Raw genomic sequence first — 21,276 nt, 5'->3', positions numbered from 1 at the left:
GGCTAACTCTCAATATTCAGCGGAAAATGGCAAGCATATTGATGGTGCTTAGTGCCGGTTAGAGGGGGACGAACGATGCATTCCCGCTGGCCATAGGGGCAACGAGGACCCAATCGACAGCCCAAAGGTAAATGTTCCAACGAGGGGATCGAGCCATTTAGCGTGTTCAAGCGGCTTTTATGTGGAAGCGGCTGACCAAAATCTGGCATGGCACGCATCAACGCTTGGGTATAGGGATGATGAGGCGTCGAAATCAACTCTTTACTCGTCGCGGTTTCGACTGTTTGTCCACAATACAGCACTTGGATACGATTAGACCACTGGCTTACTGTGCGTAAATCATGGCTGATCAATAGCACAGTGGTATTATTGTTTTGATTCAATCGTCTCAACAGCCGGAAGATTTGGTCTTGGGTGGTCGACTCCATCGCATTTGTGGGCTCATCGGCAATCAACAGTTTGGGTTGGCTGGCCAAGGCGATAGCTATCATTACCTTCTGACATTCACCTTCGGTTAAGGCATAAGGGTAACTGCGCATGATATCGCGGTGGTCACGAATTCCCACGCGGTGCAGGATGTCGATCACGCGCTCTTTACGCCAAGGTAACAGGCGTTTATACCAAGGGCCTTTAAAGGTTTCACTGGGTATGGCTTGTTTTAACTGACGACCAATCGAAGCAGAGGGATCAAGACAGGCCTGCGGTTCTTGGAAAATCATTGAGATATGACGGCCAATGATCTTACGGCGCTCCCGCGGGGATAGGCGAAGCAAATCGATATCACCAAAACGCATACGATCGGCCGTGATTCGCCAATTATCGGAGGTTACACCGCAGATCGCTTTTGCGACCAAGCTTTTCCCCGACCCCGATTCCCCGACCAATCCGAGAATCTCGCCTTCGTTCAGCAAGAGATTAACGCGGTCTACCGCTTTAATCGGCTTATTATCGTTGACAAATTCAATGGTTAAATTACGAATATCGAGCAGCGGCATCTACTTCACTCCTGCATCAACAGCGCGGCGTACGCCTTCACCGAACAGATTAATCAGTAGAATTGCACCCATAATCGCCGCACCGGGTAACATGACCGTCCAAGGGGCAACATAGATTAACTCTAGCGAATCCCCTAGGATAGTGCCCCATTCGGGCGAAGGTAGTCTGGCCCCTAGTCCTAAAAAGCCCAATGCAGAAATATCAAACAGAGCGATCGAAAGGCACCGTGTAAAGTCACTGACTAATACCGGCAAAATATTGGGCAAAATGGTCCCTTTCAAGAGTAAAAAGGGACTCGCACCGTCCATTTTTGCCGCCACGACATAGGCTTCGTTCATCTCTTCACGAATGGCTAAGTAGAGGGTGCGGATCATTCTAGGGGTTAGGGCAATCCATACGGCCAGCATCGCGTGGCCAAGGCTCGGGCCGAGGAACGCTACCACGATGATCGCGATTAATAGCGAGGGAAGCGATAATGCGATATCTAAGAAATGGTTAATGGTGGCTGAGCGTAATCCCCGGGTCATTCCCGCCAGAATACCGAGTAAAAAAGCACAGGCCGCAGCAAAAACGGTCGCCACTAGCGCACCGCCAACGGTAGGTAACGCCCCAGCTAATAAACGACTGAGTAAATCACGGCCAAGATCATCGGTGCCTAAAAAGAACGAAACATCGCCATACCGGGACCATGAGGGTGGTAATAATTGGTAGCTAATAAACTGTTGATCGAGCCCATAGGGAGCCAGCAATTGACCAAAAATACAGAGCAAAAGCAGGGCGCAGGTCCCATAGAAACCGATCATCGCTGAAGTATCGCGATAGAAAAAACGCCATGCTCGTCGAAATGCGCCAGGAAGCTTCTCTTCCTGATAAATCTTATCGATTGGCATACCATTCCTTATGCTTAAGTGGGTCGATAATGGCCCCGAAGATATCGGCCAACATATTGATGAAAATTACTAAGGTCCCTAAGGTCATTACCCCAGCCGAGATAGCATTATAGTCAGCTTGTCGCACGGCTGTGATCAACCAACGTCCAATTCCTGGCCAGTTAAACACCGCTTCGGTAATCATTGCCAAGGTCAGTAAGGTTGAAAACTGTAATCCTAAATGCGGGACGACAGGAGGCAGTGCGTTATGGATTACATGGCGACGTACTACTGTGAAGCGGGATAAGCCACGAATAATGGCCGCTTTAATATAGCCCTGATTAATAATATCTAACGTACTGTCTCGCATTAATCGTATGAGTTCTGTCATCGGTACAATCGATAGCGTAACCACCGGTAAGACGAGATGGCGTAAGACGCTTAATAACATCTCATGGCGTAAAGGCGAATGGGAAAGCCAAGCATCGACTAAGGCTGAGCCGGTAATCGCCGGAGCGGGATAGAGCAGATTGATGCGACCTGACACAGGAAACCAGCCGAGAGAGAGCGAGAAGAGCATGGTTAACAGCAGGGCTAGCCAGAAGACCGGCAGGGAAAATCCGACTAAGGCGAAACCACTGATCAGTTTATCTTGCCATTTATAGCGGTGGATCGCTGCAATAATTCCTAAAGGTAATCCGACTAATGTGGCCAGTATCGCAGCCAATAAACAGAGTTCGAGTGTTGCGGGAAAAACTTCCACTAGCTGCTCGCTAACCGGCTGGCCATTAATGCAGGAGACCCCAAAGTCGAAGTGCAGCATCCCCTGTAGCCAGAAAAAATACGCGTCACTCACGTTCGCCCCCTGTAAAGGGGCATGCGGGGTATAGTAGCAAAGACTGAAGCTCACCCACGACAGCAGTACCAAGGTGACAAGCAATAAAAAGAGGCGTCGCGCAATATAGAGGCTCATGGTGTCACCCCTTGTGTCGTATCGCGGTAGACGCCCGCAAAGGAACTATTTCCAAATGGACTGAGCACCAGGCCTTTAATGTCGTAACGATAAGCTTGTAATCGTAAAGACGAGGCTAAGGGCAGAATCGGAAGCTGCTGCGCTAAAATTTTCTGCGCTTGGCGATAATAATCGATACGGCCAGATAACTGCTGTGATAGCAGGGCGAGGTGTAAGGTGTCGTCGAACTGTTCATTACACCAGTGAGCATAATTAGTGCCGGAGTTAATCGCAGCACAACTTAGCATAGGGCGGAAGAAGCTATCCGGATCGTTGCTGTCAGTGCTCCAGCCGCCGAGCGTTAAATCATGGTTCATTGCCATTAGCTGGTTCTCTTGAAAGCGTCCTTCAACAGGTTGAATTTCTACATGTACACCAATTCGCGCCAAATCAGCCTGAATCAGTTCTGCCGTTTTCAATTGGCTAGGATTCCATGGCTCTGACGCAACGGGCACCAACATCTTTAAGTGTAGGTCGCTGATATGCATCTGCTTGAGCAGTTGCTTGGCTTTATCAGGGGCATATTCGGTCACGGTCGACTCGTTATCGTAAGCCCAAGACGCTCTCGGAAGCACTGATGCCGCTGTTTCCGCGGTCCCGTAATAGATCGACGCCATTAACCGCTCGTTGTTAATGGCGAGAGATAGCGCGCGACGAACGTTCACGTTATCGAGAGGCGGACGCCGAGTGTTAAAGGCTAAAAAAGCCATATTCATTCCAGGGCGTAGGGTCATCCGTAAACGGGGATCGTCGCGTAATATGGTCAGTTGGCTAGCGGCCGGATAAGCCAGAACGTCACATTCGCCGGTCAACAGTTTCGAGAGACGACCGGTGCCTCCTGCGCCTAAGTCAACCACGACCTGACGTAAGCGGGGTACGCCTTTCCAATAAAACGGGTTACGTTGTAAACGGATAAATTGACCGCTGCGATATTCGCTTAATTGGTAAGGGCCGGTACCGACAGGTTGGCGATCGAGGGTTTCTTGCTGATGGGCTTGGCTTAGCTGATGAGCATATTCTGCAGAAAGAATGGGCGCATAATGGGTCGCCATATGCCATAAGAAGCTAGCATCTGGGTGGACGAGTTTAATCTCCACGGTATGGCTATCTAATTTTTTAACCGACTGAACACTGTCAGCAAATTGCAGGCTATCGAAGTAAGGATAATGACCGCCATTGACCTGGTGCCAAGGATGATGTTTATCAAACATCCGCGCAAAGCTGAACACCACATCCTCTGCATTCATTTTTCGGCTTGGTGTAAACCAGGGCGTATGCTGGAACGAGACATCGGATCGGAGATGAAAGATAAAGGTGGCACCATCATCTTTGACTTCCCAGCGTTCCGCAAGGGCTGGAATAAGGCGGAAGGTATAAGGATCCACATCCAATAGTCGGTCGTAGAGCTGAGCGGAGAGCGTATCGATCACCACACCACCACTCGCAAGTTGAGGATTAAACGTATTCACCTCGCCATTCACACAATACACGATACCCGTATTGTGCGTTGGGGAGGCGGTGCATAGGGCAGGGGTTGCGCATAGCACACCAAAACTGGCGAGCAAAGCTCGTAACATTTTCGTCATAGGGGACTAAATTAATGAACCATTAGGTAATTTTACCCTAAGCCACCACTAAAACCAATCGCAGGGCAATAATGAGACGAGGGAAGTTTTTTTAAAAAGAATGAGAAACATTTGCAAATGCTAATGATAATGATTACTATCGAAACATCTGGTGATGACAGGTTATCAGATACGACATTGCTCACATTGCTTCTAGTATTTGTTGCCCGCTGACCGCGGGCTTTTTTTTATCCAGCGTACGGCGCTCAACCTATATTCCGTGTTTCTTTAACAACGCTCTAAATTGATGATAGGTCAGCCCTAAAGCCTTAGCGGCCAGAGTGTGTTGCGAAAACTGTTGCAAACTCGCTTTCACGAAGTCGGCTTCTTGCTGATGTTGCCACTCGCGTAAATTGATTGGTAGAGCAGGGCATGCCGGGTGAGAATCTTCAAGCACCGGTTGGCTAGACGTCTGGAATGGGCTCAGGATCACTTCATTAAGGGGAGTGTCCACTTGTGTTGAACGATAGATCGACCGTTCAATTACATTCTTAAGCTCCCGCACATTCCCTGGCCAGGGGGCGGTCAGCAGTTGTTGTTCTGCAAAATGAGTGAACCCCGCAAAATAGGGTCTATTGAGCTCGCGACACATCTGCATGGCAAAATGGTTAGCTAAAGGCAGGATATCTGCTTGGCGTTCCCGTAACGGCGGTACGTAAATCACGTCAAAGGCAAGACGATCGAGGAGGTCTGCCCTAAATTTTCCCGCTGCCACGCGGGCGGGGAGATCTTCGTGTGAAGCGCAAATTACGCGCACATCTACCGTCAAGGTGGTCGTGCCCCCAATCCGTTCAATCTCTCCATATTCGATCGCGCGTAATAATTTTTCCTGAACGACCAAGGGTGCATTGCCGATTTCATCTAAGAAGAGTGTGCCTTGGTGCGCGCGTTCAAAGCGGCCTTGGTGACGTTTTTGTGCCCCTGTAAAAGCCCCTGTTTCGTGGCCGAATAGCTCGGAGTCTAAGAGATTTTCATTTAACGCCGCACAGTTCAGCGTAATAAAATTTTCCTGCCAGCGAGTAGAGAGGAAATGGAGTCGTTGCGCTACCAGCTCTTTACCACTTCCGCGCTCACCTTGGATAATAACGGGTTTGTTCAGTGGCGCCAGTGTCGAAACGTGATCGAGCATATTAAGGAAATTCTCGGACTCACCGAGCACGCTATCACTGTTCATAGTTGGTCTTTTTCGCTATATATTGGTTAATTTAACCATTTTAGCTGAATTTACTCAAATGTATAATCGATAAAATCAATACAACTCAAATAGTTAAAATTTGGCATGGGATTTGCTATGTAAGAGGTGATTATCCCAATTATCTCCAGAGGACTACGTTATGGGCATTTTTTCACGGTTTACTGACATCATTAATTCAAACATCAACACCTTACTCGAAAAGGCTGAAGATCCTCAAAAAATGGTTCGTTTGATGATCCAAGAGATGGAAGATACGCTGGTTGAGGTTCGAACGCATTCCGCCAAGGCGTTAGCAGAAAAGAAAATGTTACAACGTCGCATTGATTCAGCCGCTGTCCAATCTGAAGAGTGGCAGCAAAAAGCTGAATTAGCGGTGCGCAAAGATAAAGAAGAACTCGCTCGTGCAGCGCTGATTGAAAAACAAAAATTGACGCAGCTGGCCGAAAAATTACAAGCAGATGCGGTCATTCTCGATGAAAATATTAGTAAGATGAAGAATGAAACTGCCGAGCTCGAAACCAAGTTGACCGAAACGCGTGCGCGTCAGAAGGCGCTATCGCTACGTTATCAAACGGCCTCGACCAGTCGCCAAATTCGTCAACATATTGATAGCGGTAAAATCGAGAAAAATCTGGCGCGTTTCGAATCGTTTGAACGTCGCATTGATCACATGGAAGCTGAAGCTGAAGTCTTAAAGTCGGCCAATACTGCTAGCCTAGATCAGCAATTTTCTGAACTCAGTGCCGATGACGAGATCAGTCAGCAGCTCGCTAAAATTCGCCAACAAGTTGCTAAGCCTGAATAATACAGCCTACTGTAATCGACTAATAAGGAGTGTTGATGAGCGGATTTTTACTTAGTGTACCCTTAACGCTGTTTCTCGTGTTTATCGCGCCCCTATGGCTGTGGCTACACTATAACAATAAGGGCAAACTCTCTAATAAGCTCTCTGTTAAAGAAATCGCGCAGATCGAACAGCTCAAGAGAGACGCCGACCGTATGCAGGATCGTATTCACGCTTTAGAAGCTATACTGGATGCCGAAAACCCAGAGTGGAGACAACCATGATCAAACTTCCCTTTATCAGTGATAAGCCCCTTTATCGTAATAGTGAAGACGGTAAGATTTTAGGGGTCTGTGCAGGAATAGCCGATTACAGTGGACTACCTATTAATCTCGTACGGATTATCGCTGTGCTCTCAACCTTCGGTTTATTCTTTGTCACACTATTGCTCTATGTTGCGTTGGGCTTCATTTTAGACAAAAAACCGCGTGGTTCATCGGCAGAACCCGCTACACTTTCTATAGATGAGGTATTGAGTCAAGCCGATCAAACCTTGAAAGAGAGTGAACAACGGTTACGCAAGATGGAAGGCTATGTGACGTCTGAAACTTTCTCGGTGCGCAGCCGGTTTCGTAAGCTTTAAGTCATCTGTTTCAAGACAAACGGATTATAAAGTGAGGGTATGATGAATAAGCAATGGAAAGACTCAGCAAAACGGCAGGTTAAGCCTGCCTTAAAATCAGTGGGTAAATTTGTACTCATCAATGCTGTAACTTTTGGTCCGGCGGGTGTCGCGGGCTGGGCGGTCAAATCAGTCAGTAAGAAACCCGTAAGACTGTTTCTTGGTATGGTGCTTGAGCCTGTTTTAAGTAAAGTGATGAAAAAAATTTCCGCTAAACTACTGAAAGAGCAGCATGAAAAAACTTCAAAATGAGGTGATGTCTTGGGTACAACGCAGCGTAGACCAGCATCTCTGTCTCGCTGTGACAGGGCTAAGCCGCAGTGGTAAAACGGCCTTTATTACATCGCTGGTTAATCAGTTACTTTCTACTCATCATGGCGCGCGCTTACCGCTCTTCACCCCACTGCGTGAAGGTCGGATTATCGGGGTTAAACGGGTTCCCCAACGCGACCTTGCTACGCCGAGTTTTAGCTACGATCGTGGGATTACGCAGCTTTATGGACATCCTGCCAGTTGGCCCACGCCGACGCAGGGGGTGAGTAAAATCGAGTTGGTCATTCGTTACCGAACTCAGCATGCGCTAAAGCGTTATCTTAAAGAGACCTCCTCACTGCGCCTTGTAATTATCGATTATCCTGGTGAATGGCTGCTCGACCTACCGATGCTGGGGCAAAGCTATTCAGAGTGGTCTGCGCAAATGCGCGAATTGCTCACGGGGCAGCGTGCAGAGTGGGCATCGACTTGGCAGGCAGCTTGTGCTGATTTAGATCCTAATGCGCCCGTCGATGAATTATTGTTGGCAGAAATTTCTCAGTGTTGGACAGATTATCTTCACCGTTGCAAAGCCGAAGGTTACCACTTTATTCAGCCAGGTCGTTTCATCTTACCCGGTGAGATGGCGGGCGCGCCTGCACTACAATTTTTCCCTTGGCCATTCGACGAACTTCCGACTAAACATACCGAAAGCCGTACTGCTTCGACCTTTTCGACGCTAAAACAGCGCTATGATTTTTACTGCCAACATGTAGTGAAAAAATTTTACAAAGAGTACTTCGTCAAATTTGATCGCCAAATTGTGTTAGTGGACTGTTTACAACCGTTAAATCGGGGGGCCAACGCCTTTAACGATATGCGCTTAGCGCTGACACAACTGATGCAGAGCTTCCACTATGGTCAACGCTCCTTAATCCGCCGACTGTTTTCTCCGGTGATCGACAAACTGTTGTTTGCGGCGACTAAAGCGGATCATGTCACCAGCGACCAACATGCCAATATGGTCTCTCTGCTGCGTCAGGTGACCCAAGCCGCTTGGCAGAATGCCGCATTCGAAGGGGTAAAAATTGAATGCTTAGCCTTGAGTTCCATTCAAGCCACCATCCCTGGTGTTATTGAACACCAGCATCAACAGGTGCCTGCATTACGAGGACGTCGCTTACCTGACTATCAACCGGTCTCGCTCTACCCAGGTGAGGTGCCCACTCAGCTGCCTACCGCATCATTTTGGCAACAGCAGGGCTTTAGATTTGAAAACTTCACCCCCTTAGAGATGGAGGCAGACAAGCCATTACCCCATTTGCGGATGGATAATGCGTTAGATTTTTTATTGGGAGATAAACTGACATGACGGGCAAGGAGGTTAGGCCTCGTATCGATTTTGCTGACACACCAGTGGAACCGAACGCAGAGAAGATTAAAACCTCTCATCACTTCGATGAAGCGCATGCAGAGCAGCATTTCATTGCGCAAGAATTTGACACTGCAGAGGATGTAAACGAAGTTGACGAGATTAGCTTAGAACAAAGCTTACGTCCGAAATTTCCTGTCTGGGCGCGTCTGTTGCTATTGGGGATGATTATTCTATTGGTCAGCGGTATGGCGCAGTTGGTCCAATCGATCATCACCGCGTGGCATGACAGTCAGTGGTTTACCCTTGGCATGGCAACCGCGGGGGTGATGATCGTCTGCGCGGGATTGAGTGCGCTGCTAGCTGAAGTGGCACGACTGCGGCGTTTAAAAAAGCAGATGCATATCCATCAGCAAGCACAGACACTGTTATCGAGCCATAGTCATCAACATGCTGTCGCCTTCTGCGAGTCCTTAATTAAGGATGCCGGCTTACCGGCTGAGCACCCAGCGGTGGTACAGTGGCGGACGGCGTTAGATCCCTCATTGAACGATAAAGAGGTCATCACCCTCTATTCGACGCTTGTCCAACCAACTTTCGATAACCAGGCACGCCGTTTAATTCGGCAAACGGCTACGCAGTCAGCCATCATGATTGCCGCAAGCCCTTATGCGTTAGTGGATATGGGCTTGGTGGCTTGGCGCAGCCTACGAATGATTAATCAAATCGCTAAACTCTATCAGGTTGAACCTGGTTATTTTGGAAGGATAAAGTTACTGCGAGCGTTGTTAGTCAATATGGCTGTCGCGGGCGCCACTGAATGGGTGCAAGAGAGCAGTCTCGATTGGCTTTCACAAGATCTGGCTGCACGTCTTTCGGGACGCGTCGCGCAGGGTGTCGGTATTGGATTACTGACCGCCCGCTTAGGGATAAAAACCATGTCTCTCTGTCGCCCAATTCCGTGGCCAGAGGGCGAGGCGCCAAAAGTGAGCGAGTTCCGCCGTGGATTAATCGCCGATCTCGGTGAAAAATTTCGTCAACGTAAACCGACACAACCGTCTTAATGCCATTAGGCACAAAAGTGTCAACTTTTCCTGACAGAAATATTCTGCTTTAATGAGTCCTAGCGTATACTTAGGGGATTACGCTGTTGGGGAGAGTTATCATGCGCTTAGAAGTACAATGCCAAGATCGTCAAGGATTGGTGTACGAACTTTTAAATTTACTGGTTAAACGCAATATTGATCTTTATGGTATTGAGATTGGTGAACACTATACGGTCTATTTGCGCTTTAGTTCGGTGGATTTTGATGACTTCAGCGGCCTTATGGCTGAAATTCGGAGAACACCGGGCGTGAGCGATGTTCGCCGCGTGACCTATATGCCTTCTGAACAGGCAAAGCGTACGTTACATGCATTAGTCAACAGCTTGCCAGATCCTATACTGTGTACAGACAGTAAAGGGCGAGTTGATCTCACTAATCATGCTGCTCAACAGCTATTTTCACTCAATCCTCACGCTACCGTACACTCGCTGACGAGCTTGATCCCGGGGCTTGAATTGCCACCTACTCAGAGCCAAAAATCTGTCCCGCTCACGCTGCAGGGACGTGATTTTCTAGCCGAAGTTTGTCCACTTTTCTTGCCAGATGATGATAGCGCTCAGGTTCAGCAAACCGGCACCTTAGTCATACTCAACGCTGCCACAAAATTAGGCAGAGCCATCACCCTCAATGATCTTGATAGCGAAGGGGCGTTTAATCATATCATTGCAGACAGTCCAAAGATGCGCCAAGTGGTGCAGCGAGCGAAGAAACTTGCGCTGCATGATGCGCCTTTATTGATTATTGGCGAAACCGGTACCGGTAAAGATATTATTGCGCGTGCCTGTCACCAGCTGAGTCCACGCCACAGCCAGCCGTTCTTAGCCTTAAACTGTGGCTCGATACCAGATGACGTTGCAGAAAGTGAGCTATTTGGTCATGCTGCTGGAGCCTATCCCAATGCGCTTGAAAGCCAAAAAGGCTTTTTTGAACAAGCGGCAGGGGGAACGGTATTTCTTGATGAAATCGGTGAGATGTCACCGAGCCTGCAAACCAAATTATTGCGTTTTTTAAATGATGGGACCTTTCGACGCGTTGGGGATGAGCATGAGGTACACGTGGATGTTCGTGTGATTTGTGCAACCCAAAAAAATCTGCAAGAACTGGTCGACCTCGGCAGCTTCCGTGAAGATCTCTTCTATCGCTTAAACGTTTTATCGTTACAACTCCCTGCGCTGCGCGAGCATCCACAAGACCTGATGGCCCTCGCTAGTTTCTTTGTGGCACGTTTTGCCCATGAGCAGGGGATTGCCGTACCGAGACTGGCTCCGTCGCTGGCAACGCATCTTTCTCGCTACCACTGGCCGGGAAATATCCGCCAGCTTAAAAACTGCCTGTTTGCCGCGATGACGCAATTTGAAGGCGACGAGTTACGTCCTCAAGATGTGAATCTTCCTAGCTATACGACGGATGAAGACGTCGATGTGTTACAGCTAGAAGGAACCCTTGATGAAATCAATGGCCGATTCGAGCGATCAGTGTTGACTACGCTCTATGCCAGCTATCCGAGTACGCGAAAGTTAGCGAAGCGCTTAGGTGTGTCGCACACGGCCATTGCAAATAAGTTGCGAGAATATGGTATCGGGCAGAAGAGTAGCGAAGCTAAAGAGTTGAACGAGCGGTAGGCTAAGCAGGCCAAGCTTAGGTTGCTTGGCCTGAACGATTATTTCAAGCTGCTTAACGCGGCCTCATAATCGGGTTCTTGAGCAATTTCAGCAACCAATTCGCTATAAATCACTTCATCCTTTTCGTTTACTACCACCACTGCACGTGCGGTTAGACCAGCAAGAGGACCTTCTTGAATATCCACACCCCACGCTGCTTTGAATTCCGGATGACGGAAAGAAGATAACGATGCAACGTTATCCAGTCCGTCTGCGGCGCAGAAGCGAGATTGTGCGAAAGGTAAATCTGCCGAAATGCAAAGTACCACGGTGTTCGATAATTCCGATGCTAATTGGTTAAATTTACGGACCGAAGCGGCACACACGCCAGTATCCACACTTGGAAAAATATTCAGCACTTTGCGTTGACCTTCGTAGGCAGTTAAGCCGACATCCGCGAGATCTTTATTGGTCAGCGTCAGTGCGGGGGCTTTGCTACCGGCATTTGGGAATTGGCCTGCGACAGCAATCGGTGAACCTTTAAGCGTAACAGTTTGCGACATTATAGCGTCCTTAAATCAGTGGGTTTGTCCCTATTTAGTAGGAACTTTAATGAGTTAACCCTACTTTTATGACATACTTTTGCGGTTTAATCGAGAGCTGAAATACGAATCCCTGTATTGGACCCTGACTGTGAGTTCACCGAGGTAAAGGAACATTGCCTATGCGCCATCAATCGAGTATTACCATCGCCTGTGTAGTCCCGCTCTGCCTACTGTTGAGTGGGGCAGTCAACGCTGACTTAGCCCCCCACCAAGAGATCGTACGCCAGATTAAAGATGAGCCAGCCTCTCTTGATCCGGCACAAGCGGTGGGACTGCCTGAGATACCGATCCTCCGTGACTTATTCGAAGGTTTAACCAATCAAGACTCGCAAGGACGTGCGGGACCTGGTGTCGCACAGAGCTGGCAAAGCAGCGACCAAAAGGTCTGGCTCTTTACGCTGCGTAAAGATGCTAAGTGGTCTAATGGCGATGCTGTGACGGCAAAGGATTTTGTCTACAGCTGGCAGCGGATGGTCGATCCGCGCACCAGCTCTCCTTATGCTTGGTTTCCTGCGCTAGCGGCTATTCAGAATGCTGCCGCAATCACGGCGGGGAAGATGCCGATAACACGTTTAGGGATAGTGGCGACCGATGATTACCACCTCAAGGTCACGCTGGAGCATCCTGTGGCGTGGTTTCCAGTATTAACCAGTAGTTTCGCGCTCTATCCGGTGCCGCATAAAATTATCGCGCAATATGGTAATCAGTGGACTTTACCGGGCAATCTTGTCGGAAATGGGGCGTATAAACTGGACAAGCATATCGTGAATGAACGTGTGGTGCTGACACGAAATCCTCACTATTGGGATAATGTTCACTCGACACTGGATAAGGTAACCTTTGTCCCGCTCAGCGATTCCGTCACGGCGACCCATTGGTATCAAGCGAACAATATTGATGTGACGGAGTCCTTCCCAAAAAATCGCTATCAGAGCCTGAAGCGCGCGATCCCGGGGGAAGTTTATACTCCAGCACAACTGGGCACTTACTATTATGCGTTCAATACGCAACAGGGGCCCACGGCCAATGTTAATGTCAGAAAAGCACTGTCATGGAGTATCGATCGGCAAATCATTGCAGAGAAAATCTTAGGCACCGGCGAGAAGGCGGCATGGCATTTTACCCCAGATATTACACAGGGCTTCACCCCGCCAACCTTAGCGTATCAACAACTCAGCCAGGACGAACGCAATCGACAAGCTAAGTTACTCTTAAACGCCGCAGGTTATGGGCCGACTCACCCGCTAAAACTCAGTATTCTGTACAACACTTCCGACAGCAATAAACAGATTGCCATCGCCGTGGCATCGATGTGGAAGAAAAATCTGGGTGCGCAGGTTAGCTTAGTTAATCAAGAGTGGAAAACCTATATCGATAGCCGTAAACAGGGGAAATTTGATGTGATCCGCGCCTCATGGGTGGGGGATTATAATGAACCCTCTACCTTCCTTTCATTATTGACCTCACACCATACCGGTAATATCTCACGCTACACCAATAGCCGTTACGATACGTTACTGGACAAGGCTAGCATGGCAACCATGTCGGCGGCCCGAGAAAAAATTTACGCAACGGCAGAACAGATGATCGCTGACGACGCGCCTATTGCCCCGATTTATCAATATACCAATGGGCGATTAATTAAACCGTGGGTGAAAGGTTATCCGATCACCAATCCCGAAGACGTTGTCTACAGTCGTCAGCTGAGTATCGAAAAGCATTAATGAAATTTTACGTATTAAGTCACAGACAAGGCGCTAGTTCACCTACACTCGAAAGAAATATGAGAAAAAGGGATCTGTTTTGAGCTCAATCGATATTACGCAATTACACGTGCCTGACGCCATCATTGCTTGTCAACTTGATGGCGAAGGGGGGATGTTGCCTATCACCTCGGCGGGGGAAATTGGGCCAACCAAACCTTGCTGGGTTCACTTAGATTACTCCTCAACAGTGAGCCGAGAATGGTTACAGTCCACACCATTGATTCCAGACGCTGTGCGTGATGCCTTAGCCGGTGACAGCCTACGTCCGCGTATTAGTCGGCTTGCCGATGGTTTTATGTTGGTATTACGCAGCATAAACCACAATGATAATGCGCGGCCCGACCAATTGGTGGCTGTGCGGGTGTTTATCAATGGTGACTTAATTATCACCACGCGTAAGCGTAAGGCACGCGCCGTCGATACGGTTTGGGAGGATTTACAAAAAGGTCATGGTGCAGAAAATGCCGGAAACTGGATTGTCGAATTTTGCGATGCCCTGACCGAACAAAGTGGTGAATTTATCGAGCAATTATACGACCGTATTATTGCATTAGAGGATGCATTGCTCGATGGTAAAGTGCCGGCGCGAGGTGAAATGGCGTTGTTACGTAAACAATTAATCGTGATGAGGCGCTATATGGCCCCTCAGCGTGATGTGTTTGCGCGTATCGCTAATGAGAAATTTACTTGGATGGCGGATGAAGATCGACGCTTGATGCAGGATATTGCCGAGAGGTTAGGCCGAGGGTTGGAAGATCTCGATGCTGGTATCGCACGTACTGCGGTCATCAGTGACGAGATCGATGCGCTGATAGCCGAGTCGATGAACCGTCGTACCTACATCATGTCGCTAATGGCGATGGTGTTTTTACCGGCAACGTTCCTGACAGGGCTTTTCGGCGTGAATCTCGGGGGGATTCCTGGGGGAAGCTGGCATTACGGCTTTGCCGTATTCTGTATTATTCTGGTGGCGATTGCGATTGCGGTCACACTCTGGTTGAAAAGCCGTAAATGGCTCTAGCGAATGTGATACTAAAAGCTGATCTGAATCAAAACGCTAAGGTGACCGCTGGGGCATACTTCTTCTCGCAGGTGAATGCAACGTCAAGCGATGGACGTTGTGCTCCACATTGTCTTACATTTTGAATTAAAGCATAGCGTAATTGATTCTCATGACCCCGGCACCTAGGCAACTAGGGCCGGTTTTTTTTTGTATGAAAAAGGGAGGCAACGGCCTCGCTTAATAGTTAGTTCAGTTCGACAATATCGAGTCGGTCTACAGCACGCGGCTCATCATCGTTGTCTTCTGGCTGCCAGCCCATCGGGGTGGTCGGTAGCGTTTCGCGATCGAAGGCTAAATCGCCACCTTCTACAACAGGGCTCCCGTGCGTGACGGCGTGAAAATCAAACAATGTGGTATCGGCCATATGTGAAGGGACAATGTTCTGCATAGCGCTGAACATGGTTTCGATACGGCCAGGGTAGCGCTTATCCCAGTCACGTAACATATCGCCAATCACTTGGCGTTGCAGGTTTGGCTGAGAGCCACACAGGTTACAAGGAATAATCGGGAATTGTTTGGCCTCAGAGAAGCGAATGATATCTTTCTCGCGGCAGTAGGCGAGAGGACGAATGACGATATGTTTGCCATCGTCGCTCATTAGCTTTGGCGGCATCCCTTTCATTTTTCCGCCATAGAACATATTCAAGAATAACGTCTGAATAATGTCATCGCGGTGATGGCCTAAGGCAATTTTCGTGCAACCGAGTTCGGTAGCGGTACGGTATAAAATACCTCGACGCAGGCGAGAACATAATGAGCAGGTCGTTTTGCCTTCAGGGACCTTTTCTTTAACGATCGAGTAGGTATCTTCTTCGACGATCTTATACTCTACGCCCAGCGACTCCAGGTACTCCGGCAGAATATGGCCAGGGAAGCCGGGTTGTTTCTGATCAAGGTTGACGGCGATCAGAGAGAAATTGATGGGTGCGCTCTTTTGTAAGCTACGTAGAATTTCCAGCATGGTATAGCTATCTTTGCCGCCAGAAAGACAAACCATGATGCGGTCGCCTTCCTCAATCATTGAAAAATCAGCAATCGCCTCACCGACGTTGCGACGCAAGCGTTTTTGTAATTTATTGAGGTTATATTGCTGTTTATGGGTAATTTCGGGATTGAATGACATTAAGCGAGTACCTGAATCAAAAATTCTACGAGAAAGTCGTTGGGCAGCGGTTAAACGGGTGACGGTTTAACGCGCGGCGAAGTCTAGCATATTTCTTGGCTTAATCAGAAGCGTTGCTGCAAAAGTCTTTAAAATTCCCGTTTAACCGCTAAATGTTAAATTAAATCGTAAAAAGTTATGTATTAACTCGATTATTCGCGGCAACTCTGACATATTTTCAAGCTCTTGCTTATCGTCCTTGGAGCTTACCGAATGAAAGTCGTTTCCTCACTGATTGCGGGTACCGTAATGTTACTGGCGGGTTGCAGCAGCCACCCACCAGCAGAACCTGAGCAGCAAGCTACCGCTGCGCACATCCAGCCAGTACATATGTCAGTTATCGCTTCCGATAACTGTGCGATGGCAGGGGGATCGTTAGCCTATACTCGTCAACTTGACGGGAGTCGCGTGGGGATGTGTCAATTAGTCAACGGTAAGCGTTGTAGTGAGACGGCACTAATGAGCGGTAACTGCGCACGCTAAGATTTTTGCCTTCGCGTGCACGTTGTTAAGTTACGGCGTTATCGCAAGGTTGCCCAGAGAAGATCTGCGATAGATTGGTTAAGGTCGTCAGGGCAATACTGGAAAGCGCTTCTTGGGTTAAGAATGCTTGGTGTCCGGTAAACAGGACATTATGGCAAGCTGAGAGGCGTCCAAAAATATCGTCTTGGATAATTTCATTCGATTTGTCTTCAAAAAACAGATCTCGCTCGTTTTCATAGACATCCATCCCTAAAGCACCGACTTTTCCTTCTTTTAACGCTTCGATTGCGGCAGAAGAATCGATCAAACTGCCGCGGCTAGTATTGATGATCATCACCCCTTTTTTCATTTTATCGAAGGCGCGAGCATTCAGCAGATGGTGATTATCGGAGGTCATCGGACAGTGTAACGAAATAATGTCTGATCGCTGAAGTAGGTCGTCTAAGGTCGTGTAGGTTGCACCACATGCTTCTGCTTCGGCACTCGGATAAGGGTCGGTGGCCAGAAGTTCCATCCCAAAACCGCGTAAAATACGTAACGTGGCCAGGCCTATCTTACCCGTCCCGATAATACCGACCGTCTTGCCGAACATATTGAAACCGGTCAAACCTTCCAGTGAAAAATTACCTTCTCGCGTGCGTTGATAAGCGCGATGGATGCGACGGTTCAGGCACATCATCATACCGATGGTATGCTCGGCGACCGCTTCGGGGGAGTAAGCCGGTACACGTACCACCTCAATGCCGAGCCGATGGGCGCTAGTAAGATCGACATTATCAAACCCCGCGCAGCGCAGCGCTACGACACGCACACCTAGACGATGTAATTCGGTTAAAATCTCTTCATTACACTCGTCATTGACAAAGAGGCAGACTGCCTGATGGCCGACAGCGTTTTTGGCTGTTTCCGCTGTAAGTCGAAAGTCAAAAAAACTAAAAGTATAAGTAAACTGTTCATTCACTTCAGTCAGCACTGCTTGGTCATAACTCTTCGTACTATAAACCGCAATTTTCATAGTTTTTTCTCCATTAGAGACCGGTGATGTTATACTTCGAGCAGGATGGGTATATTTTGCGCTATGTCATGATTTTGAGAGTAAATTAGTAAATTTAATTAATGAGTTATCGGGATTTGTTAAAAGCGTTATAAGGGATAAGGAAATATGTCGTTAGCGTTACGCTATATCTTATTTGCTGTAGCAATTGTGATTATTAGCCTAGTTGGACTGGGGCTATCCATCAATCAATGGTCGATGCTCGTCGTACAACACTTTTTACCCAGCGGGGTAACGGTTGAACGACAAAGTCGGTTTTCACTGACGCTTTCTCACATCACCTTACCTTCATTTACTCTAAACGCACAGGGATGCCAACTCGCCGAAGCTTCCACACCGCGTGTCGCACTAAGCCGTTATCCGTTAAAAGTGACAATAGATAAACTGACGCTTAAAAGCGACTGTTTTAAGCAGTGGCCTTCTGACGCAAGCAGCGATAGCAAACCTTTGAGTCTCAGTCAGCTTCAGCAGCAGATTCCCGGGATAAATCTTGATATCGCCTCACTGTCGATAGTCCCTTGGCAAACCTATCAAGGGGCGCTCCATTTTTCTTCATCCGGTGCTCATCAACAACTGACTTATCATGGGCAGGCACTTAATGTAAACGCTGAGCTGACTGGGCAAACACTTAATCTTAAAAACCTTAGCTTTACGCATCCTTTATTGGCACAACCCTTAAATTTATCAGGCAAAATTCAGCTCGCTGACACGGTCACCGCCGTGCCTGAACAGGCAAATTTACAGGGTAAGGTCGCATTAGCATCTTATCCTCATCCTGTTGATGTGACACTGTCACGTAATCAACAGCACGGAGCGTTGATTGTTAAGGATCCTGCGGATGAGCAACCCCTCTTAAGCGCGCCCTTTACACTGACCGCTGACCAATTTCAAATTGAAAAAGGGGCGTGGTCATGGCCGACACCTGAACAACCTCTCAGCGGCTTCTTCTCGCTTTCCGCTGAACATTGGCAGCAGGGCTTTGAACAGACGGTCATTACAGGCCGTGTCAACGCGCTCACTCAAGGACGCGGGGGCAAAGGGAATGTCGTACTGAGTCTAGGTCCAGGGAAGTTATCATTTTCGGATAATCAATATCCCTTACGCTTAACCGGTACAGCAAAACTGAAAGCGCTACAGTTTTACGCAGGGCTCCCGGCAGCACTGACGGGGACATTGATTGATCCGGCCATTCATTTCCAGCCGAAAGCGTTATTATTGATGCGCGGCGAACTCTTACCCGGTTGGGAAGTCGATGAGGCCAGATGGCCAATAGCCGGTGTGCGCTTGACTCAGCAAGGTCTCAGTGGCCTATTACAAGCCAACTTTATGGTCAGAAATGAGCGCAGCAGTTTTTATCTGCTGCATTTAGCGGGGATGGCTGACAACTTCTTACCGGATAAAGGACGTTGGGATTGGCGTTATTGGGGGAAAGGGATGATCTTGCCACTCACCGCGAATTGGGATGTGCAAGGCCGTGGCTTCTGGCATAACGAAGAGATTACGCTAACCTCATTGTCGACAGGTTTCGATCAGATCCGTTATGGCAGCATGTTGATGCAAAAGCCCCGTATGACGCTGACTGAACCTGCACACTGGGTAACTCAACAAGATAAGCCTCAATTTAGCGGCCAATTCAAAATTACCGCTGATCACACCTTCTTCGGGGAAACCAGCCAGTTACCTGCCGCGCAACTTGATTTGAACGTTAACGGTACCACGCCCGATCAATTTGGCTTTAAGGGACAATTAGTCGCAAACCGTATCGGGCCAGTACGCGTTATCGGCCGCCGAGATAATAGCCGTTGGTTGGGACGAGCCTGGTGGCCCGAACAGCCCTTATCGGTATTTCAGCCTTTAGCTGGACCGACAAAGAGTGTCGCGTTGCGGTCAGGTAATTTGCGCGCTCAGGCTGCGTTTTCTCTTACTGAGGAAGATGGTTTCCAAGCCGGTGGGCACTGGGTGGTAAAAGATGGCAACATCTGGCTACCGGATTATCAATTTCAGGGCGTCAACTTCTCATTGCCGTTTCGTTTCAGTGATCATCGTTGGCATTTTGGCTTACGCGAGCCGGTATCGTTATCGGTAGAGACCATCGAGAATAAATTCCCGATGAGTCATCTTAGCGTAAAACTGAAAGGGAGCTGGCCGTGGGACGAGCAGAATCCCTTAACGCTTAATGACGCCTCATTGGATATTTTTGGCGGAACCCTGTCCATGAACCATCTACGCTTGCCTCAGCATAAGAGTGCATTGCTGGAGATTAAACATCTGGGCATGAGTCAGTTAATTACGGCTATTCATCCTAAACAAATTGCCATGTCAGGTAAAATCAGTGGGCAATTACCTTTCTGGGTTGAAAATTCGCCATGGCTGATCGAAAAAGGGTGGATTAAGGATGATAAAGGCTTAACGCTGCGCGTGGATAAAGATTTACTCGACCAAATATTGAAAAATAACCTGGCAGCAGGCGCGGCCATTGATTGGTTACGTTATATGGAAATTTCTAAATCTTATGCCACCGTTAACGTCAGTGCTAAAGGGGATATGGTGATGAAATCACAGATTCATGGCACAAGCCGCTTCGACGATAAAAGGCAGCGCGTTAACCTCAATTATCAACATACCGAAAATATCTTTATGCTATGGCGTAGTCTGAGTTATGGCGATAACTTACAGTCGTGGTTAGAGGAGCAAACCCGTCTGCCCGCTAATAAGGAAAATGCACAATGAAACTAGGATTTCTCGCACTGCTGAGCGTCTCGACCACTTTGGTCGGTTGTATTCCAAAAATCGAAGTTGCGGCACCGAAAGAGCCCATTACGATAAATATGAATGTGAAGGTCGACCACGATATTACTATTAAAGCGGACCCAGAGGTTGAGCGTCTTCTCAAGCAACGACAAGCAGAGAAGACTCCGGAGAAAATGCAAGCACCGGGTCAGACTACGACAAAAAGCGCCAATTAAGGCGCTTTAAGTCATGAGGTAACCGAATTAGACGATCTGGCTAATTTCGGCTTTAGCCTGCTCGATGGCTTTCGTCGCCACATCCGGCCCGTAGGCAATCCCTTCTGCTAAGATAGTCTGCACATCAGTAATTCCAATGAAGCCTAAGAATAAGGCGAGGTATGGGGTAACCAAATCAGTTGGGGTATCTTTGTGAATTCCCCCGCGCGTAGAAAGCACAATGGCTTTCTTACCGGTAACCAATCCTTCAGGCCCGGTTTCAGTGTAACGGAAGGTCACGCCAGCCCGAGCAATTAAATCAAAGTAAGTCTTTAATTGCGTCGAAATATTAAAGTTATACATCGGCGCTGCAAGCACGATGACGTCATGAGCTTGTAATTCGGCAATCAACTCATCAGAGAGGGCGAGCGCCTGTTGTTGGCGTTCAGTCAGTGCCGCATCGCTCGGACGTAAGGCACCCACTAATTCACCGTCGAGAACGGGAATCGGGTTCGCTGCGAGGTCACGAACTGTGACAGTGTCACCTTTAGTGACCGCGTTTTCCGCATAATAGTCGGCTAACAGGGAGGATTGCGAATAATCGGCGAGGATGCTGGACTTGAGTACTAAGACTTTGCTCATGATAATTCCTTATGAAACGGTTAGTTTTCGTTACTATAGGGGGAAAGGTCGAGAGAAAAAAG

The 21,276-nt window shown here is 48.3% G+C and carries 20 protein-coding genes and 1 pseudogene; 12 read left to right on the top strand and 9 right to left on the bottom strand.

Annotated elements, in window-relative coordinates; genetic code table 11:
* Positions 1 to 2: 2 nt before the first annotated feature.
* The 5 genes from sapD to pspF all read right to left on the bottom strand — a co-directional run bounded on the left by sapD (position 3) and on the right by pspF (position 5,676).
* Complete coding sequence (gene sapD / locus HGT71_RS01880) at positions 3 to 995, bottom strand: putrescine export ABC transporter ATP-binding protein SapD (RefSeq protein ID WP_214216282.1); 993 nt, start codon at positions 993 to 995, stop codon at positions 3 to 5.
* Positions 996 to 1,886 (bottom strand): putrescine export ABC transporter permease SapC, encoded by an 891-nt coding sequence (sapC, locus tag HGT71_RS01875; RefSeq protein ID WP_214216281.1) that lies wholly within the window; start codon positions 1,884 to 1,886, stop codon positions 996 to 998.
* Positions 1,873 to 2,838 carry a putrescine export ABC transporter permease SapB gene (gene sapB, locus HGT71_RS01870; protein ID WP_214216280.1) on the bottom strand — a complete coding sequence of 322 codons (966 nt, stop codon included), beginning with the start codon at positions 2,836 to 2,838 and terminating at the stop codon, positions 1,873 to 1,875. Before sapB ends, sapC begins: the two co-directional genes overlap by 14 nt.
* On the bottom strand, positions 2,835 to 4,463 hold the full coding sequence (sapA, locus tag HGT71_RS01865) for an ABC transporter substrate-binding protein SapA (RefSeq protein WP_214216279.1): 1,629 nt from the start codon (positions 4,461 to 4,463) through the stop codon (positions 2,835 to 2,837). The genes sapB and sapA overlap by 4 nt, the downstream gene beginning before the upstream one ends.
* 250 nt (positions 4,464 to 4,713) lie before the next feature.
* A complete protein-coding gene (gene pspF, locus HGT71_RS01860) occupies positions 4,714 to 5,676 on the bottom strand; it encodes a phage shock protein operon transcriptional activator (protein ID WP_214216278.1) in 963 nt (320 codons plus the stop codon).
* Positions 5,677 to 5,836: 160 nt separating this feature from the next.
* On the opposite strand from pspF, the gene pspA reads away from it, so the two are divergent.
* From pspA to tyrR, 7 genes are all read left to right on the top strand, one after another.
* Positions 5,837 to 6,502: a phage shock protein PspA gene (gene pspA, locus HGT71_RS01855; RefSeq protein WP_214216277.1), complete on the top strand. Its 666-nt coding sequence runs from the start codon at positions 5,837 to 5,839 to the stop codon at positions 6,500 to 6,502.
* 35 nt (positions 6,503 to 6,537) lie between these two features.
* Positions 6,538 to 6,765 carry an envelope stress response membrane protein PspB gene (gene pspB, locus HGT71_RS01850; protein ID WP_214216276.1) on the top strand — a complete coding sequence of 76 codons (228 nt, stop codon included), beginning with the start codon at positions 6,538 to 6,540 and terminating at the stop codon, positions 6,763 to 6,765.
* Positions 6,762 to 7,124 (top strand): envelope stress response membrane protein PspC, encoded by a 363-nt coding sequence (gene pspC / locus HGT71_RS01845; protein ID WP_214216275.1) that lies wholly within the window; start codon positions 6,762 to 6,764, stop codon positions 7,122 to 7,124. Before pspB ends, pspC begins: the two co-directional genes overlap by 4 nt.
* Positions 7,125 to 7,166: 42 nt before the next feature.
* Complete coding sequence (pspD, locus tag HGT71_RS01840; protein WP_214216274.1) at positions 7,167 to 7,415, top strand: phage shock protein PspD; 249 nt, start codon at positions 7,167 to 7,169, stop codon at positions 7,413 to 7,415.
* Entirely contained in the window at positions 7,396 to 8,787 is a 1,392-nt protein-coding gene (locus HGT71_RS01835; RefSeq protein ID WP_214216273.1) for a YcjX family GTP-binding protein, read from the top strand. Before pspD ends, HGT71_RS01835 begins: the two co-directional genes overlap by 20 nt.
* A complete protein-coding gene (locus HGT71_RS01830; RefSeq protein ID WP_214216272.1) occupies positions 8,784 to 9,851 on the top strand; it encodes a YcjF family protein in 1,068 nt (355 codons plus the stop codon). Before HGT71_RS01835 ends, HGT71_RS01830 begins: the two co-directional genes overlap by 4 nt.
* Before the next feature lie 101 nt (positions 9,852 to 9,952).
* The gene (gene tyrR, locus HGT71_RS01825) at positions 9,953 to 11,515 is read left to right on the top strand and encodes a transcriptional regulator TyrR (protein ID WP_214216271.1); all 1,563 of its coding nucleotides are present in this window, start codon (positions 9,953 to 9,955) and stop codon (positions 11,513 to 11,515) included.
* A 38-nt stretch (positions 11,516 to 11,553) separates the two neighbouring features.
* Here tyrR and tpx read toward each other — a convergent pair whose 3' ends face one another.
* Positions 11,554 to 12,057 carry a thiol peroxidase gene (gene tpx, locus HGT71_RS01820; protein ID WP_214216270.1) on the bottom strand — a complete coding sequence of 168 codons (504 nt, stop codon included), beginning with the start codon at positions 12,055 to 12,057 and terminating at the stop codon, positions 11,554 to 11,556.
* Between the two features lie 161 nt (positions 12,058 to 12,218).
* Here tpx and HGT71_RS01815 point away from each other — a divergent pair, with 161 nt between their 5' ends.
* Complete coding sequence (locus tag HGT71_RS01815; protein WP_214216269.1) at positions 12,219 to 13,823, top strand: peptide ABC transporter substrate-binding protein; 1,605 nt, start codon at positions 12,219 to 12,221, stop codon at positions 13,821 to 13,823.
* A gap of 79 nt (positions 13,824 to 13,902) precedes the next feature.
* Positions 13,903 to 14,886, top strand: a complete 984-nt coding sequence (zntB, locus tag HGT71_RS01810; RefSeq protein ID WP_214216268.1) for a zinc transporter ZntB — start codon at positions 13,903 to 13,905, stop codon at positions 14,884 to 14,886.
* Between the two features lie 226 nt (positions 14,887 to 15,112).
* Here the strand turns inward: zntB and ttcA are convergent, their stop codons facing one another.
* Positions 15,113 to 16,051 (bottom strand): tRNA 2-thiocytidine(32) synthetase TtcA, encoded by a 939-nt coding sequence (ttcA, locus tag HGT71_RS01805; RefSeq protein ID WP_214216267.1) that lies wholly within the window; start codon positions 16,049 to 16,051, stop codon positions 15,113 to 15,115.
* A 252-nt stretch (positions 16,052 to 16,303) separates the two neighbouring features.
* Here ttcA and HGT71_RS01800 point away from each other — a divergent pair, with 252 nt between their 5' ends.
* Positions 16,304 to 16,573, top strand: a complete 270-nt coding sequence (locus tag HGT71_RS01800; protein WP_214216266.1) for a putative hemolysin — start codon at positions 16,304 to 16,306, stop codon at positions 16,571 to 16,573.
* 25 nt (positions 16,574 to 16,598) lie between these two features.
* Here HGT71_RS01800 and HGT71_RS01795 read toward each other — a convergent pair whose 3' ends face one another.
* Positions 16,599 to 17,588 (bottom strand): 2-hydroxyacid dehydrogenase, encoded by a 990-nt coding sequence (locus HGT71_RS01795; protein ID WP_214216265.1) that lies wholly within the window; start codon positions 17,586 to 17,588, stop codon positions 16,599 to 16,601.
* Positions 17,589 to 17,735: 147 nt separating this feature from the next.
* On the opposite strand from HGT71_RS01795, the gene HGT71_RS01790 reads away from it, so the two are divergent.
* Both HGT71_RS01790 and HGT71_RS01785 read left to right on the top strand, forming a co-directional pair.
* Positions 17,736 to 20,357 carry a YdbH family protein gene (locus HGT71_RS01790; protein ID WP_214216264.1) on the top strand — a complete coding sequence of 874 codons (2,622 nt, stop codon included), beginning with the start codon at positions 17,736 to 17,738 and terminating at the stop codon, positions 20,355 to 20,357.
* Positions 20,354 to 20,527 (top strand): annotated as a pseudogene (locus HGT71_RS01785) (YnbE family lipoprotein); the annotation flags it as partial. The gene HGT71_RS01790 and the pseudogene HGT71_RS01785, both read left to right, overlap by 4 nt.
* 93 nt (positions 20,528 to 20,620) lie before the next feature.
* On the opposite strand, the gene HGT71_RS01780 reads toward HGT71_RS01785, so the two are convergent.
* Positions 20,621 to 21,214, bottom strand: a complete 594-nt coding sequence (locus HGT71_RS01780) for an FMN-dependent NADH-azoreductase (RefSeq protein WP_214216263.1) — start codon at positions 21,212 to 21,214, stop codon at positions 20,621 to 20,623.
* Positions 21,215 to 21,276 lie beyond the last annotated feature (62 nt).

It is taken from the genome of Rosenbergiella epipactidis (assembly GCF_018494055.1).
Taxonomy (GTDB): domain Bacteria; phylum Pseudomonadota; class Gammaproteobacteria; order Enterobacterales; family Enterobacteriaceae; genus Rosenbergiella; species Rosenbergiella epipactidis.
The sequence above is the reverse complement of the archived record's forward strand: the minus strand, read 5'-3'. Positions and strand labels throughout refer to the sequence as shown.

What these genes read in the sequence shown, in the direction of transcription:
- sapB (WP_214216280.1), bottom strand. Translation starts at nt 2,838, where the DNA reads ATGAGCCTCTATATTGCGCGACGCCTCTTTTTATTGCTTGTCACCTTG.
- pspB (WP_214216276.1), top strand. Translation starts at nt 6,538, where the DNA reads ATGAGCGGATTTTTACTTAGTGTACCCTTAACGCTGTTTCTCGTGTTT.
- pspA (WP_214216277.1), top strand. Translation starts at nt 5,837, where the DNA reads ATGGGCATTTTTTCACGGTTTACTGACATCATTAATTCAAACATCAAC.
- HGT71_RS01830 (WP_214216272.1), top strand. Translation starts at nt 8,784, where the DNA reads ATGACGGGCAAGGAGGTTAGGCCTCGTATCGATTTTGCTGACACACCA.
- sapD (WP_214216282.1), bottom strand. Translation starts at nt 995, where the DNA reads ATGCCGCTGCTCGATATTCGTAATTTAACCATTGAATTTGTCAACGAT.
- pspD (WP_214216274.1), top strand. Translation starts at nt 7,167, where the DNA reads ATGAATAAGCAATGGAAAGACTCAGCAAAACGGCAGGTTAAGCCTGCC.
- HGT71_RS01795 (WP_214216265.1), bottom strand. Translation starts at nt 17,588, where the DNA reads ATGAAAATTGCGGTTTATAGTACGAAGAGTTATGACCAAGCAGTGCTG.
- HGT71_RS01790 (WP_214216264.1), top strand. Translation starts at nt 17,736, where the DNA reads ATGTCGTTAGCGTTACGCTATATCTTATTTGCTGTAGCAATTGTGATT.
- tyrR (WP_214216271.1), top strand. Translation starts at nt 9,953, where the DNA reads ATGCGCTTAGAAGTACAATGCCAAGATCGTCAAGGATTGGTGTACGAA.
- HGT71_RS01780 (WP_214216263.1), bottom strand. Translation starts at nt 21,214, where the DNA reads ATGAGCAAAGTCTTAGTACTCAAGTCCAGCATCCTCGCCGATTATTCG.
- sapA (WP_214216279.1), bottom strand. Translation starts at nt 4,463, where the DNA reads ATGACGAAAATGTTACGAGCTTTGCTCGCCAGTTTTGGTGTGCTATGC.
- HGT71_RS01815 (WP_214216269.1), top strand. Translation starts at nt 12,219, where the DNA reads ATGCGCCATCAATCGAGTATTACCATCGCCTGTGTAGTCCCGCTCTGC.
- pspC (WP_214216275.1), top strand. Translation starts at nt 6,762, where the DNA reads ATGATCAAACTTCCCTTTATCAGTGATAAGCCCCTTTATCGTAATAGT.
- sapC (WP_214216281.1), bottom strand. Translation starts at nt 1,886, where the DNA reads ATGCCAATCGATAAGATTTATCAGGAAGAGAAGCTTCCTGGCGCATTT.
- HGT71_RS01835 (WP_214216273.1), top strand. Translation starts at nt 7,396, where the DNA reads ATGAAAAAACTTCAAAATGAGGTGATGTCTTGGGTACAACGCAGCGTA.
- ttcA (WP_214216267.1), bottom strand. Translation starts at nt 16,051, where the DNA reads ATGTCATTCAATCCCGAAATTACCCATAAACAGCAATATAACCTCAAT.
- tpx (WP_214216270.1), bottom strand. Translation starts at nt 12,057, where the DNA reads ATGTCGCAAACTGTTACGCTTAAAGGTTCACCGATTGCTGTCGCAGGC.
- HGT71_RS01800 (WP_214216266.1), top strand. Translation starts at nt 16,304, where the DNA reads ATGAAAGTCGTTTCCTCACTGATTGCGGGTACCGTAATGTTACTGGCG.
- pspF (WP_214216278.1), bottom strand. Translation starts at nt 5,676, where the DNA reads ATGAACAGTGATAGCGTGCTCGGTGAGTCCGAGAATTTCCTTAATATG.